Origin of the sequence: Arthrobacter ginkgonis (assembly GCF_039540195.1) — a bacterium.
Lineage (GTDB): Bacteria > Actinomycetota > Actinomycetes > Actinomycetales > Micrococcaceae > Zafaria > Zafaria ginkgonis.
In genome coordinates, this window is sequence record NZ_BAABEO010000011.1 from 180,218 (window position 1) to 195,194 (window position 14,977).

Below are 14,977 nucleotides of genomic sequence, written 5' to 3' on the forward strand. Positions count from 1 at the left end.
ACCCACCGAACTTGCCGTGAAAACCCGCACCACGAAGCAGAAGGGAAACCCCACTGTGGCCAGCCACTCCCCCGCTACGGTTCCGTCCGTCTATGTCATCCATGAGAATCCCGAGTGGTTCCCGCCCCTGGCGGCCGCCTTTGCGGCCGAAGGGGTCCCGGCGGTCGAGTGGCTGCTCACCACCGGCTCCATCAACCTCACCGATGCGCCCCCTCCAGGGGTCTTCTGGTCCCGCATGAGCGCCTCCGCGCACACCAGGGGCCACGGCGCGTCGAAGGAATACACCCGCGCCGTCCTGGCGTGGCTGCAGGCCCACGGCCGCCGCGTGGTCAACGGGTCCTCCGTCCTGGAACTGGAGGTCAGCAAGGTGGCCCAGCAGACGGCCCTCGCCGCCGCCGGCTTCGACGTGCCCCGCACCGTTGCGGTGTTCGGCAAGGACACGCTGGCCGAGGAGGCCCGCACCTTCGCGCTGCCCTTCATCACCAAGCACAACCAGGGCGGCAAGGGGCTGGGCGTGCGCAGGTTCGACTCCTACGCGGAGTTCGACGCGTACGTCGCCTCCGACGGCTTCGAGGAGCCCGCGGACGGCATCACGCTGCTGCAGGAGTTCCTCCAGGCCGCGGAGCCGTTCATCACCCGCGCCGAGTTCGTGGGCGGCCGGTTCGTCTACGCCGTGAAGGTGGACACCTCCTCCGGCAGCTTCGAGCTCTGCCCGGCCGATGCCTGCGTGGTGCCCGAGGCCGCCGGGCCGAAATTCTCGCTGCGCCAGGACGCCGACCGGCTTCCCGTGATTCGACAGTACGAGGAATTCCTGGCCGCGCACGGCATCGAGGTCGCCGGCGTGGAATTCATCGAAACCAGCGACGGCCGCCTGGTCACCTACGACATCAACACGAACACCAACTACAACCCCGACGTCGAGGCGGTGGCCCCGCGCTCCGGTCCCGCGGAAATCGCCCGCTTCCTCGGGGCGCAGCTGGCCGAGGCCGCGCGCCCCAGCCTGGTGGCGGTCCAGGGCGGCGCCCGGTGAGCCTGCGGATCGGTTTCTGGACACCGACCAGCGGCGGCTGGCTCCGGAACGTGGACATGGAAACGGAGCGGACCCCCGCCACGTTCAGCCACGTCAAGGAGATCGTGCAGGCCGCCGAGGAGCTGGGCTTCGACCTGACGCTGGTTCCCGAGGTCAACCTGAACGACGTGCGGGGGTTCCGCGGCCCCGTACTGGACGCCTGGGAGCTGTCCGCGGCGATCGCCGCCGTCACGTCCCGGCTGGAGATCATGGCGGCGGTCCGCCCCGGGTTCCACCATCCGGCCCAGGCGGCCAAGGCCGCGGCCACCATCGACGACATCAGCGGCGGCAGGTTCAGCCTGAACGTCGTGTCCGCGTGGTGGGAGGCCGAGGCGCGGCAGTATGGCGGCATCTTCTCGGCCCACGACGAACGCTACGACCGGACCGAGGAGTGGGTGGAGGTGGTGGACGGCCTGTGGCGCCAGACCCCCTTCAGCTACTCCGGCCGGTTCTACCAGCTGGAGGGCACGTACCTGGAGCCCAAGCCGCAGGTGCTGCCGCGCTTCTACGCGGGCGGCGAAAGCGAGGCCGGCCGGGCCGCCATCAGCCGCTTCGCCGACGCGTACCTGATGCACGGCGGAACCCCAGAGGAACTCTCCGCCAAGATCGCGGACATGCGCGAACGCCGGCTCGCCGCGGACCGGCCGCCCCTTGAATCGTTCGGCATGGCGGCCTACGTGATCGTCCGCGACACGGAGGAGGAGGCGCTGGCCGAGCTGGACCGCATCACCGATGTGCGCAGCGGCCCGGCCTACGACTCCTACCTGGAGTTCGTGGGCAAATCGGAGCTGGATACGCGGGTCGGCCTGCGGGACTACTCCGTCACCAACCGGGGGCTGCGCCCCAACCTGGTCGGAACGCCGGACCAGGTCGCCCAGCGGATCCTGGAGTTCGAGCGGATCGGCGTCGACGTCCTCCTCCTGCAGTTCTCTCCCCAACTGGAGGAGATGAAGCGCTTCGCCCGCGACGTCTTCCCCCTGCTGGAGCACCTGCGGCCCGCACAGGACGCCACCCCCGCACACGCCACCACGCAGCACGCCACCACCTCCGGAAGGAAACCCTCCCATGTCTGAAACCGCGCTGTCTGAAACCACGCTCCAGGACTCCCGCGCGGCGTCCCGGCCCGGCTACCTGGACCCCAGCGACGCACGCTACGGGAAGTCGTACGCGACGGCGACGCCGGACGTCCTCAAGGCGTTCCAGGACTTCAACCAGGCGGTCTTCGCCGAGGAGGGCCTGGCCCTGGACCTGAAGACCCGTGAGCTGATCGCCCTCGCCGTCGGCGCCTTCAGCAAGTGCGTCTACTGCATCGACGGCCACAGCAAGAAGGCCGTCGCCGCCGGGGCCACCGAACAGGAACTGGCGGAAGCCGCCTGGGTGGCCACGGCCATCGCCGCCGGCGGCACCTTCGCCCACGGCCGCCTGGCGTTCAAGTTCGCCGGCGACGGCCACCAGCACTAACCCGCCGTGTCCGCCGGACCCGGCTTGGCTCCCAGACTACGCAAAGGACCAGAGAGCATGACTGAGACACTGACGAACCCGACGGCCGACGGGGCCGTGGACTATGAGACGCTGGCCGCCCGCTTCCGCCCGGTGTTCGACCGCATCGCCGAGGGCGCCCTCGAGCGCGAACGCCACCGCGAACTGCCCTACGAACCGGTGAGGTGGCTCGTCGAGGCCGGCTTCACCGCGCTGCGCGTGCCGCGTGAATTCGGCGGTTCCGGAGCCAGCCTGGCCCAGGTGTGGAAGCTGTTGGTTGAACTGGGCGAAGCGGATTCCAACGTCCCGCAGGTCCTGCGCAACCACCTGGCCTTCGTGGAAGACCAGCTCAACGTGCCCGCCGGCGACCACCGCGACGCCTGGCTGCGCCGCTTCGTGGACGGGGCCTTCATCGGCGGCGGATGGACCGAGGCCAACAACGGTTCGTTCGCGAACATCCAGACGAAGATCACCCCCGACGGCGACGGGTGGCGGCTCAACGGCGCCAAGTTCTACGCCACCGGGTCCCTGTTCTCCGACTGGCTCGACGTGCTGGCGCAGGACCCCGACGGAACCGCCGTCGTCGTCCTGGTGCGCCGCGACGCGGAAGGGGTCACGCTGACCGACGACTGGGACGGCTTCGGCCAGCGCGGAACCAGCAGCGGCAGCGCCGACTACGCCAACGTGTTCATCCCCGCCGAGTTCGTCTACCGGTACGAGGACCGCTTCGGCTACCAGAACCTCTTCTACCAGCAGGCCCTGCTCACCGCGCTGGCCGGGATCGGCCGCGCGATCAAGCGCGACGTCGCACGGCTGATCACCGAACGGAAGCGCACCTACGCCCACGGCAACGCCGAGGAGGCCCGCCACGACATCCAGTTGCTGCAGGTGGTCGGCCGGATCTCGGCGCTGGCCTACGGCGCGGAGACGGTGGTCGTGAAGGCCGGCGAGGCCTTCGACGCCATCCACGAGGCGCACCTGCTCGGGGACGGCGAGGCCGAAAAGGCCCTGACCATCGCGGCCGACATCGAGGTCACCCAGGCGCAGATCGTCGCGATCGACCTGGTGCTCGAGGCCGCCACCCGGCTCTTCGACGCGCTCGGCTCCTCCGGCGTCAGCGGACGCACGCTGCTGGACCGGCACTGGCGCAACGCGCGCACCCTGGCCTCCCACAACCCCCGCGTCTACCGCGAACGGGTCGTCGGCGACTACCTGGTCAACGGCACCAGTCCGCTGCGGGATTTCGCCGCCCGCAACCAGAACGCACCTTCCGCCCCGGGCCAAGGTCTTTAGCCCCAAGGTTCAACCCACCCCGTCACCTCAGGAGAAGCAAGAGAATGTCCACCACGAAACGCCCCACGGGGAAGCTGGCACTGGCCGCCGTCCTGGCCGTCGCCGGACTCCTCGTCACCGGCTGCGGCGCCGGCAACACCACTGCGGCCGCCGGCACCAGCGCCGTGAACCTGGCCGACCCCGCCAACGCCGTAGCGGGAGGAACGCTGAAGATCGCCAAGGTCGGCGACTTCTCCGCGCTGGATCCGCTGATCGCCTATGCAGTGGACGACTGGGGCGTCATGCGCGCCACCCAGCGCCAGCTCGTCACCTACGCGGGGAGCCCCACGGACATCAAGTCCGATACCCAACTCGTCGGGGACCTGGCGGAGAAGTGGACCGTCAGCGACGACGGGCTGGTCTACACGTTCACGCTGAAGGACGACATACACTTCACCGGCGCCGCGGACCGCGAAATCACCGCCGAGGACTTCGTCTACCAGATCAAGCGGTTCCCGGACCCCAACAAGCAGGTCGCCGCGATCAACTACTTCAATAGCGCGATCAAGGGCTTCGAGGAGTTCTCCGAGAAGTTCCGCAAGGAGGTCAAGCCCGGCGATCCGGCCGCCTCCTACAAGTTCCAGCAGGAGAACGAGATCGAAGGGGTCAAGGCCCTGGACAGCAAGACCCTGCAGTTCACGCTGACCGGCAAGGCCTACGACTTCCTGGGCATCCTCTCCATGGGCTTCGTCTCGCCCCAGCCGGCCGAGGTCGTCTCCCAATACACCGGAGACTCCTTGGACTACCGGCAACACTACGTCTCCAGCGGCGCCTACGCCGTCACGGAGTACACCCCCGACCAGAAGCTGGTCCTGACCAAGGACGCCGACTACAACCAGGCCAGCGACCCCCGCAAGAACTACGCGGACGAAATCGTGATCGACACGACCTCCGACTCCGCGGCCACCGCGGTGCAGAAGGTCCAGACCGGGGACGCGCACTTCTCGCTCCAGGAAGGCGTTCCCCCGATCACGGCCATCCAGCAGTACGTCACCAAGAACAGCCCGTACATCGTCTCCGCCGCGTCGGGGTCGGAGAGCGCGATCGGCTTCAACCTGCAGCCCAACGCCACCACGGAGGGCCAGAAGGCCATCCGCGAGCTCAAGGTGCGCCAGGCCATCGCCTACGCGGCCAACAAGGCGAACCTGGTGCAGAACCGCGGCGGCGAAATCGCCGGTTCCCCGACCGGGCAGATCATCACCAGCACCATCCTCGGCTACGAGAAGTTCGATCCCTACGCGACCGAGGGCAGCAAGGGCGACCCGGAGAAGGCCAAGCAGCTGCTGGCCGAGGCCGGCTACCCGGACGGCATCACCCTCAACACGGCCTACCGCAGCAACGAGGCGTCCACCAAGGAGGCGACCTCGCTCCAGGAGGACCTGGCCAAGGCCAACATCACCCTGAACCTGGTCCCGGTCAACGAATCCGAGTTCCACGGCCTGCTGCAGAACGAGCCGGAAAAGTACGACATCATCGCGAACCTCGTCTACGCCCCCGACTGGCAGGGCGACAGCACTCGCATGATCCTCGGCGGATGGCTGAATTCCGACGTCTCGCCCTGCGGCCCCGGCAACGTCTACGGCATCTGCTACGACAACCCGGAACTGAACAAGCTGGCCTCGGAAGCCTTCGCCTCCGACACCCCGGGACCGATCTGGACCCAGGCCGACCAGGTCGCCTCCACCGATCTGGCCTGGGTGCCCGTGTACGAACGCAACGCCATCTTCATCCTCAGCGAGGACGTGACCTACTACCAGTGGTCCAACCTCGCCACCGGACCGGATCCGACCGGCATCGCCGTCAAGCACTAGGGAAACGGGGGTGCGGGGCCGCTCGGCGGCCCCGCACCCCCTCCCCACGGACAAGAGGACACCCCATGAACGTATTTGAGGTCGAGGACCTGAGCGTCTCCTTCGCGACCGAGAAGGCCCGGAAGCAGGTCACCTCGGGCATCTCGTTCGCCGTCCGGCCCGGCCGGACCCTGGCCATCGTGGGCGAATCGGGGTCGGGGAAAAGCGTCTCCCTGCTGGCGGCGACCGGCCTGCTCGGCCACAACGCCGGCATCACCGGAAAGGCCCTGTTCCAGGGGCGCGACCTGGTGGGGCTGGGCCGCCAGGAACTGCGGAAGATCCGCGGCCGGGACATCGGCTTCGTCTTCCAGGAACCGCTGACCAGCCTCCACCCCCTCAAGCGGGTGGGCGAACAGGTCGGCGAGGCGATCCGTTCCCACCGGCGCCTGCCCCGCAAGCAACTGCGGGAACGGGTCGTCGAACTGCTGACCGAAGTAGGCATCAAGGACGCCGAACAGCGCGTGGACGACTACCCCAGCCAGTTCTCCGGCGGAATGCGCCAGCGGGTGATGATCGCCTCGGCCATCGCCCTGAACCCGGCGGTGCTCATCGCCGACGAGCCGACGACGGCGCTGGACGCCACGGTCCAGGCATCCATCCTGGACCTGCTCAAGAAGTTGCAGGAGAACCACAACACGGCGATCATCCTCGTCAGCCACGACCTGGGCGTCGTGGCGGACATCGCGGACGACGTCGTCGTGATGAAGTCCGGACGCGTCGTCGAGTCCGGCACGGCGGACCAGATCTACGGCAACCCGCAGCATCCCTACACGGTGGAACTGCTGGGCGCCGCCAGCCACCGCGTCAGCAAGGATGCGGCCCCCGTTGCCGCCGGCTCCCCCGAACTGCTGCGCGTCCGTGGCGTCCACAAGGGATTCGCCACGCGACGGGCCGGCAGGAAGTCCACCCGAAAGGTCCTGGACGACGTCACCCTCAGCATCCGGCGCGGCGAGATCGTGGGACTGGTCGGCGAATCCGGGTCCGGAAAATCGACCTTGGGCCGCCTGGTGGCCGGTCTGCTGCGGGTGGATGAAGGCTCGGTGGCGATCGGCGGGGAGGAGTACAACGCCCCCGGCAAGGGCGGGCTGCACCTGCCTCCGGCGCTGCGGCGCCAGGTGCAGGTCGTCTTCCAGGATCCGTTCGGCAGCCTGAACCCGCGCCGGCGGATCGGTGCGGTGCTCGCCGAGCCGCTGGTCCTGCACCGCCGGGGCACCGAAGGCGAAATCCACCTCCGGGTCGCCGACCTGCTGGACAAGGTGGGCCTGGATGAAAGCTTCGCCTCACGGTTCCCCGCGGAGCTCTCCGGGGGCCAGCGGCAGCGCGTGGCCATCGCCCGGGCCATCGCGCTTGACCCTGCCCTGGTGGTGGCCGACGAGCCCGTCTCCGCCCTCGACATCACCACCCAGGTCCAGATCGTTGACCTGATCCGCGACCTGCGGCGCGAGTCCGGCATCTCGTTCCTCTTCATTTCCCATGACCTGGGCGTTGTCGCCGACCTCTGCGACCGCGTCGAGGTCATCAGCGACGGCCGGCTCGTCGAAGGCGGGATCACCTCGGAGGTCTTCACCAACCCGCAGCATCCGTACACCCAGGAACTCCTGGCATCGGTTCCGGGACGACGCCGGTCCCTGGTCCGGTTCGAGCCGGCGGCCGGCGTGCCGGAGGCCGCGCAGGAAGTGGTGTCCGCATGAGCGCGGCAACCGTTGACGCAACGATTCCCGCGGACCCGGCGAAGGCGGCCGGCAGCGGGGAGGACCCGCTCCGCCGCAGGCCGCGGCGCACCGGCTCCGGCTCCGCACAACGGCTGTTCCGGGCCATCGTCCGGGACAGGCTCACGCTCGCCGGCCTGGCGATCGTTGCCGCCGTGGTGGTTGCGGGACTCCTGGCGCCGGTGTTCGCGGCGTGGACCGGCCACGGGCCCACGGACCAGTACCGGGAAGCCGGCCTGAACGCAGTGGGCGTTCCGGTCGGACCGGGTTCCGGGTTCCTCCTCGGCGCCGACGGCAGCGGGCGGGACGTGTTCATCAGGACGCTCTACGGCACCCAGGTCTCCCTTTTGGTGGGCGTGCCCGCAACCACCCTGGCCCTGCTGGCCGGCACCACGCTGGGGCTCATCGCCGGATTCTTCGGAGGCAGGACCGATGCGGTGGTCTCGCAGATCATCGACATCACCCTGTCCTTCCCGTTCCTGGTGACCGCGCTCTGCCTGGTGGCGCTCAACCGCGGGGACGACGGGCAGAACATCGTCAATCCGATCCTGGTGGTCATCCTGGTCATCACCCTCTTCTCCTGGACGTTTTTCGCCCGGATCGTCCGCGGGCAGGTCATCGCCTTGAGAAACCGGCCCTTCGTCGAGGCCGCGGTCTCCATCGGCGCCTCGCGGACCCGGATCATCGTGCGGGACATCCTGCCCAACGTCATCCCGGTCGCCCTGGTCTACTGGGGCGTCCAACTGCCGCTGAACATCGTGGGGGAAGCGACCCTGTCCTTCCTGGGCGTCGGGGTGGTTCCCCCGACCCCGAGCTGGGGCAACATGATCTCCGACGCCCAGGCCTCGGCCCTGTACCAGTCCCAGCCCTGGATGCTGCTGGGCCCCGGAATCGCCCTGGTTCTGACGGTGCTGGGGTTCAACCTGCTCAGTTCGGGGCTGCAGAACATCCTCGATCCCAACCGGAAGAGATAGGTCCATTGCGGTGAAATCATCAATTGCCTCCCGGGCCGGGCGCTCCCTCCTGACCCTGTTTTCGGTCTTCGTCATCGCCTTTCTCCTGACCCAGGTCGCCTACCGGAATCCCGCGGCGACCCTGGCCCCGCGCAACGCGACCCAGGAAGCGCTGGATGCCGTCGCCCGGCAATACAACCTGGACCAGCCGTGGTACGTCCAGCTCTGGTACTACCTGGTCCAGGGCCCGCCCATCCAAGGCACCCCAACCGGCCTCCTGAACTGGCCTCCCTCGCTCGGATACTCGTTCAAGGAATCCCGCCCGGTGACGGAGCTGATCCTCGAGAAGTTCCCCGTCACCATCTCCCTGGCGGTCGGTGCCCTGGTGCTGTGGCTGCTGTTCTCCATCGTGGCCGGTGTCCTGGCGGCCTGGAAGCCGGGCAAGGCGTTCGACGTCCTCAGCTCCACGGCGTCGTTCATCGGCCTGTCCATCCCCACGTTCCTGGGCGGCATCCTGCTGCTCTATTTCCTCTACTACACCCTGTCGATGAACGGGTTCGATTTCTTCCCCGGAGGCGGCTACGTTTCGCTGCGCGAGGACCCGGCCGAATGGGCGCGGCACCTGTTGCTGCCGTGGGCGACCCTCCTGATCGTCCAGGTCGCAGCGTTCCAGCGCATTGTCCGCTCCAGCATGCTGGAGGTCCTGGGCGCCGACTACATCCGCACGGCCCGGGCCAAGGGCGTGCCGGAGCGGCGGGTCCTGTTCAGCCACTCACTCTCCGCGGCGCTGAATCCGATCATCACCCTCGGCGGGCTGGAGTTCGCGTCCATCCTGGGCGGGGCGATCGTGACCGAGCAGATCTTCGGGCTCGACGGCGTCGGCCGGCTGGCCCTCAGCGCCGCCACCGGCGGGGACTTCCCGGTGGTCCTGGGCGTGGCGCTGCTCTCCGCCGCGGTGTTCGTCGCCGTCAACTTCGTCGTCGACATCATCACCCACTGGCGGGATCCGTTCGGGGCCACCGGCTGAGCGCGGGGAGCACCAGGCCCGACGGGCACTCCGGCCGAACCGGCCGGGGTGCCCGTCGGCGTCTGTCCGCGCGACGCCCCGTGACTTCCGATGAACGCGGGCGGCTTCCGCCGGGTCGAAAAACCCGTCGGCGGCCTTCACATAAGTCGAAGTTGTCTCCGCGTTTCCGCAGGTGAAGCCGCCAATTGGCCGCCCTTCACGGGCTGGCTAGTGTCAGCGGTCGAGGCATCCCGATCGACACTCGTTCCTTTGAAAGGGCAGTTCATGCGTGTGAAAAACAGATGGCTGAAGATAGGCACGGTCCTGGTCGCGGCGGCGCTGGCGCTGTCCGGCTGCGCCGCGCAGGGCAGCCAGACTTCCGCGACGGCCGGCGGCGGCGAGCCGGTCGCCGGCGGCGACCTCGTCGTCGGCCTCTACCTGGAACCGCTGGCCCTGGATCCGCACCGGCAGGGCTACTGGGAGACGTACCGGGTCTCCTCCAACATCCTCGAGCCGCTGGTGAAGGAGGACCTCTCCGACCCGAAGGGGCCGACCAAGCTCCTGCCCGCCCTGGCCACCGAATGGAGCCCGTCCAACGACGCCAAGACGTGGACGTTCAAGCTCCGCGACGACGCGACCTTCCACGACGGATCGCCGTTCAACGCCGAGGCCGTCGACAAGAACCTCCGCCGGGTCTCGGACAAGGACTACGAGTTCTACGACGAGCAGAGCGCGGCGAAGCTCGCCAACTGGTTCGGGACGCTGGAGGAGGGACGGGTGGTCGACGAGTTCACCTACGAGTTCACCTTCAAGAAGCCCTTCCTGGGCTTCCCGCGCATCCTGGCGCAGTCCATGGCCACGCTGGCCATCGGCAACCCGGCCGTCTGGGAGAAGTACGGCAACGACGCCTTCGCCGACCGTCCCGAGGGCACCGGACCGTACAAGTTCGTCTCCCGCACCATCGGCGACCGGATCGTGCTCGAGCGCAACGAGGACTACTACGGCGAGAAGCCGTACCTGGACACCCTCACGTTCCGCATCATCCCCAACAACCAGACCCGCGTCGCCGCGCTGCTGAGCAACGAGGTGGACCTGATCAGCTACGTCCAACCCCAGGACGTGGAGACCCTGGAAGGGCAGGGCTTCCAGGTCCCCGAGGGCACGGCGGCGTCGCTGCTGTACCTGTCCTACAACTTCACCAACCCGGCCTTCGCCGACGAGCGCGTCCGACAGGCGGTCATCCACGGCCTGGATCGCCAGAAGCTGGCCGATGAGCTCTACAACGGCTACGCCAAGCCCCTCTTCTCCTTCGAGCCCCCGGGCAACGAGGCGTACGATCCGGACGTCCGCGACTTCGAGTACGACCCGGAGAAGGCCAAGGCCCTGCTCAAGGAGGCCGGCTACGACGAGGGCGAACTGGCCTTCACCATCGTCGTCGACGTCGCCAACGAGAACACCGCGGAATGGCTGCAGAGCGAGTTCAAGGACGTCGGCATCACGGTGGACATCGTGAGCCTGGACCGGACCAGCTACATCGCGCGCGCCTACAGCCCCGAGCCCACCGACGGCCTGACGCTGGACGAGTACGGCGGAAGCTACGCCGAATGGCTCTCCCAGGGCTTCAACGGCCTCACGGGCAAGGGCCTGGACAAGGCGGACTTCCCGGAGATCGTCTCCGGGATCGATGCTGCCCTGTACAACTCCGACGAATCCACCCGCATCGAGAAGTGGCAGGCGGCCGAGGAAACGCTGCGCAAGTCCGCCGTCGTCGTTCCCGCCGTCAACCTGACCCGCTACTACGCGGCCGGGCCGAACGTGCGCGGCTTCACCTTCGCCGCCACCAACTGGTACGACCTCACCAAGGTCTGGCTGGAGGACTAGTCCGCATGGGCACTCTCAAACACGTCCTGTGGCGGCTCCTGAACGTCGTTCCCGTCCTGTTCGTCGTCTCGGTCCTGACCTTCGCGATCGGGGTGCTGACCCCGGGGGACCCGATCCAGGCGCAGTTTGCGAGGACCCACACCCCGGAACAGGTTGAGGCCATCAGGGAGTCCTATGGCCTCAACCTGCCCCTCTGGCAGCAGTACTTCCAATGGCTGGCCAGCCTGGTGACCGCCGGCGGCGGGAACTCGATCGTGCACAACGCGCCCGTCTTCGACGTCCTGCTGCCCAACTTCCGCAACACCCTGATCCTGACGGCGGCCGGCGTGGCCATCTGCGCCGTGTTCGGAATCCTGATCGGGCTCGTCGCCGGGACCAGCCACGGCCGGTTCCTGGACCGTTTCGCCATGTTCTTCGTGCAGGTCGGCAGCAACCTCTCGGTCTACTGGTTCGGCCTGGTCCTGATCCTGGCATTCGCCCTCCAACTGAAGTGGCTTCCGGTCAGCGGCATGGAGTCCCGCAACGGGGGCGGCTTCGGGGACCTGGTGGAACACCTGGTGCTTCCGGGCATTTCCGCGGCCCTGATCTCCATGCTGGTCCTGGCCCGCTTCACGCGGCTGGGCGTCATCCAGGAATCCAATTCGGACTACATCCGCACGTTCCGTTCCCAGGGCGTCCCGCAGTGGAAGCTGTTGGGAAAGCACGTGGGCCGGAATATCCTGCCCCCGGTCGTGAACATCATCGGCCTGGAGATCGGCACGCTGATCACCGGCGTGATCTTCGTGGAAAGCGTCTTCAACTGGCCGGGCATCGGCACCCAGCTGGTCAACGCGGTCAACGGCAAGGACTTCCCCCTGATCCAGGGCGGCGTCGTGCTGGTGGCCCTGTGCTACCTGCTGGTGAACCTGCTGACCGACGTTGCCGTCGATGCCCTCAACCCGCGGATCAGGAGATAGTCCCATGGTTTCCCTGCGAACCCCGCAGTCCGACGCGGTGAAGGTGCTGCGCGGGCCGGCCCGGCGCCGGAAGTCGCGCGGCAGGACGAACGCCCAGGTGGCGGTCGCGCTGGCCGTCATCGTGTTCTTCGTCCTGCTCTCCGTGCTGGCTCCCCTCGTGGCCCCCTACGACCCCAACGCGGCCGACGGCAGCCTCAAGTACCTGCCGCCCGGCTCCCCCGGACACCTGCTGGGCACGGACGAACAAGGCCGGGACATCCTCAGCCGGCTGGTCTGGGGCGGACGGACGTCCCTGGTCATCGCGTTCATCTCCGTCACACTTTCCACGCTCCTGGGCAGCGCGCTGGCCCTGCTGGCGGGTTTCTCCGGCGACCGCGTCAGCGGCGCCATCATGCGGACCATCGACGTCATGTTCGCCTTCCCGGTCATCGTCGTCGCCGTCGCCCTGGCCGTCATCCTGGGCCCGGGCACCCCGGTGGTCATTGCCGCCATCGTCTTCGCCTCCGTCCCCTACGTGGCGCGCGTGATCTTCGCCGAGGTGAAGCAGCAGCGCGGCCGCGAATACGTGGAAGCCTCGATCTCGCTGGGGGCGGGATTCTCCTCCGTCCTGTTCCGGGAGGTGCTGCCCAACGTGATCGGCCAGATCGTCGTGTACGGAACGGGCCTGGTGGGCGGCATGATCGTCTTCTCCTCCAGCCTGAGCGCCCTCGGGATCGGCGTTCAGCCGCCGACGGCGGACTGGGGACGGATGATCTCCGAGGGCGCCAAGGTGATCATCTCCGGGAACATCTTCGTGGCGCTTTTCCCCGGCCTGGTGGTGTTGGTGGTGGCCCTGGCCTTCAACTGGCTCGGCGACGGCCTGCGTGACGTCTTCGATCCCAACAAGAGAAGGATCCGCGCATGACCGACCTCGCAGCGGCCGCCCCCGGCCAAACCGCCACCCACGAACCGGCAGCGCCGCTGCTGTCCGTCAAGGACCTGAGCGTCCGTTTCGGCAGCGGCGGCCAGGCCACCACCGTCGTAGACCACGTGGACTTCTCCATCGCGCCGGGCGAAACGTTCGCCCTGGTGGGCGGGTCCGGCTCCGGCAAGAGCATCACCGCCTCCGCCATCCTGGGCCTCCTGCCCAACGGCGCGGAAATCGCCTCCGGTTCCATCCTGCTGGGCGGGAGCGAACTGGTGGGAGTCAACCAGCGCACCTTCAACCGGTTCAGGGGCTCGCGGATCGGGATGGTCTTCCAGAACCCGTTGTCCTCGCTGGACCCCTCCTTCAAGGTCCGCAGCCAGTTCCGCGAAATCATCGGCCTGCACAAGCCGGCCACCCGGGCCAGGGACCAGGACGCGATCGCCAGGACGTGGCTGGAGCAGGTCGGCATCCGCGACGCCGACCGGGTGCTCGCCGCCTACCCCCACGAGCTCAGCGGCGGCATGCGCCAGCGGGTCATGATCGCCCTAGCGAGCCTGTCCCAGCCGGCGCTGCTGATCGCGGACGAGCCGACCACCGCCCTCGACGCCGTCATCCAGAAACAGATCCTGGACCTGCTCCAAGGCATCATCGGCCAGACCGGAAGCTCCCTGTTCATCATCACGCACGACTTCGGCGTCGTCTCCTACGTGGCCGACCGGATTGCCGTCATGCAGGACGGACGGATCGTTGAACAGGGCAGCCGCGCCCAGGTGCTGGGGGCCCCGGAGCACGACTACTCCCACGCGCTGATCAACGCAGTGCCGGAGATCGGGGCACGGTTCGAGCTGGAGCGGCTCCAACTGCCCCGCCGGCTGGGAACCCCGCTTCCCGCGCCGGTCGACGGCGGCAGGGCGGACCGCTGGACGGAGCCGGCGGATGCGGCCCCCGCGTCCGTCGGCGCGCCCGGCTCCGTGCTGCTCTCCCTGGACGGCGTCACCAAGGACTTCACGGTGGGCGGGTTCGGCACCGGCCAGCCCAAACAAAGGTTCCGGGCCGTGGACGACGTCTCGCTCGAGATCCGGCGCGGGGAGATTTTCGGGCTGATCGGCGAGTCCGGCTCCGGCAAGTCGACGCTCTCCCGGCTGGCCGGCGGGCTGGTTTCGGCCACCTCCGGCCGGATCGATTTCGACGGCCGGCGCATCTCCGGGCTGCCCCAGCGCGAACTTCGTACCCTCCGGCCGCGGTTCCAGTACATCTTCCAGGACGCCACGAGTTCCCTGAACCCGCGGATCCCGGTGGGGGAACAGATCGTGCGGCCCCTGCTGCGGTTCGGCAAGGCCACGGACCGCGCCAGCGGAACCCGGCGGGCCGCCGAGGTGCTGGGGCTGGTCCACTTGCCGGAAGCGTACCTGGACCGCTATCCCCACGAGCTCTCCGGAGGGCAGCGCCAGCGCATCGGCATCGCCCGGGCGCTGGCCCTGGAGCCGGAACTGCTGATCCTCGACGAGCCGACCTCCGCGTTGGACGTCTCGACGCAGGCGCACACGCTCAACCTGCTGCTGGACCTGCGGGAGGAGCTTGACCTGACGTACCTGTTCATCGGGCACAACCTGGCCATCATCGAGTTCCTCTGCGACCGGATCGGCGTGCTGGACCGGGGGAAACTGATCGACACGTTCGCCGCCGCCGACTTGTTCTCCGGCGACCGGCATCCGGTCACCCAGTCCCTGCTGGACGCCATCCTGCCCGTGGGCGTTTAGCGTGGCCGGGTTCTCCGCGGGATGAGGAACCTCCGTTCCATCCTCCGCCACCCCGGCAGCCTCGCCTTCGTCGTC

12 protein-coding genes are annotated in these 14,977 nt (G+C 68.3%); all 12 read left to right on the top strand.

The genetic code is table 11. The features are described from left to right. Positions 1–16 precede the first annotated feature (16 nt). The 12 genes from ABD912_RS09365 to nikE all read left to right on the top strand — a co-directional run bounded on the left by ABD912_RS09365 (position 17) and on the right by nikE (position 14,902). A complete protein-coding gene (locus tag ABD912_RS09365) occupies positions 17–1,030 on the top strand; it encodes an ATP-grasp domain-containing protein (RefSeq protein ID WP_345150276.1) in 1,014 nt (337 codons plus the stop codon). Next, positions 1,027–2,142 carry an LLM class flavin-dependent oxidoreductase gene (locus tag ABD912_RS09370; RefSeq protein WP_345150277.1) on the top strand — a complete coding sequence of 372 codons (1,116 nt, stop codon included), beginning with the start codon at positions 1,027–1,029 and terminating at the stop codon, positions 2,140–2,142. The genes ABD912_RS09365 and ABD912_RS09370 overlap by 4 nt, the downstream gene beginning before the upstream one ends. Continuing rightward, complete coding sequence (locus tag ABD912_RS09375) at positions 2,135–2,530, top strand: carboxymuconolactone decarboxylase family protein (RefSeq protein ID WP_345150278.1); 396 nt, start codon at positions 2,135–2,137, stop codon at positions 2,528–2,530. Before ABD912_RS09370 ends, ABD912_RS09375 begins: the two co-directional genes overlap by 8 nt. 57 nt (positions 2,531–2,587) lie before the next feature. Continuing rightward, on the top strand, positions 2,588–3,841 hold the full coding sequence (locus ABD912_RS09380) for an acyl-CoA dehydrogenase family protein (RefSeq protein WP_345150279.1): 1,254 nt from the start codon (positions 2,588–2,590) through the stop codon (positions 3,839–3,841). A 44-nt stretch (positions 3,842–3,885) separates the two neighbouring features. Beyond that, a complete protein-coding gene (locus ABD912_RS09385; RefSeq protein ID WP_345150280.1) occupies positions 3,886–5,691 on the top strand; it encodes an ABC transporter substrate-binding protein in 1,806 nt (601 codons plus the stop codon). Positions 5,692–5,756: 65 nt separating this feature from the next. Continuing rightward, on the top strand, positions 5,757–7,421 hold the full coding sequence (locus ABD912_RS09390; protein ID WP_345150281.1) for an ABC transporter ATP-binding protein: 1,665 nt from the start codon (positions 5,757–5,759) through the stop codon (positions 7,419–7,421). After that, on the top strand, positions 7,418–8,413 hold the full coding sequence (locus ABD912_RS09395) for an ABC transporter permease (protein WP_345150282.1): 996 nt from the start codon (positions 7,418–7,420) through the stop codon (positions 8,411–8,413). Before ABD912_RS09390 ends, ABD912_RS09395 begins: the two co-directional genes overlap by 4 nt. Before the next feature lie 10 nt (positions 8,414–8,423). Next, entirely contained in the window at positions 8,424–9,419 is a 996-nt protein-coding gene (locus ABD912_RS09400; protein WP_345150283.1) for an ABC transporter permease, read from the top strand. Positions 9,420–9,683: 264 nt separating this feature from the next. Further along, the gene (locus tag ABD912_RS09405; protein WP_345150284.1) at positions 9,684–11,279 is read left to right on the top strand and encodes an ABC transporter substrate-binding protein; all 1,596 of its coding nucleotides are present in this window, start codon (positions 9,684–9,686) and stop codon (positions 11,277–11,279) included. A gap of 5 nt (positions 11,280–11,284) precedes the next feature. Further along, a complete protein-coding gene (locus ABD912_RS09410) occupies positions 11,285–12,235 on the top strand; it encodes an ABC transporter permease (RefSeq protein WP_345150285.1) in 951 nt (316 codons plus the stop codon). A 4-nt stretch (positions 12,236–12,239) separates the two neighbouring features. After that, entirely contained in the window at positions 12,240–13,139 is a 900-nt protein-coding gene (locus ABD912_RS09415; protein WP_345150287.1) for an ABC transporter permease, read from the top strand. Next, positions 13,136–14,902, top strand: a complete 1,767-nt coding sequence (nikE, locus tag ABD912_RS09420; RefSeq protein WP_345150289.1) for an ABC transporter ATP-binding protein — start codon at positions 13,136–13,138, stop codon at positions 14,900–14,902. Before ABD912_RS09415 ends, nikE begins: the two co-directional genes overlap by 4 nt. Positions 14,903–14,977: the final 75 nt, after the last annotated feature.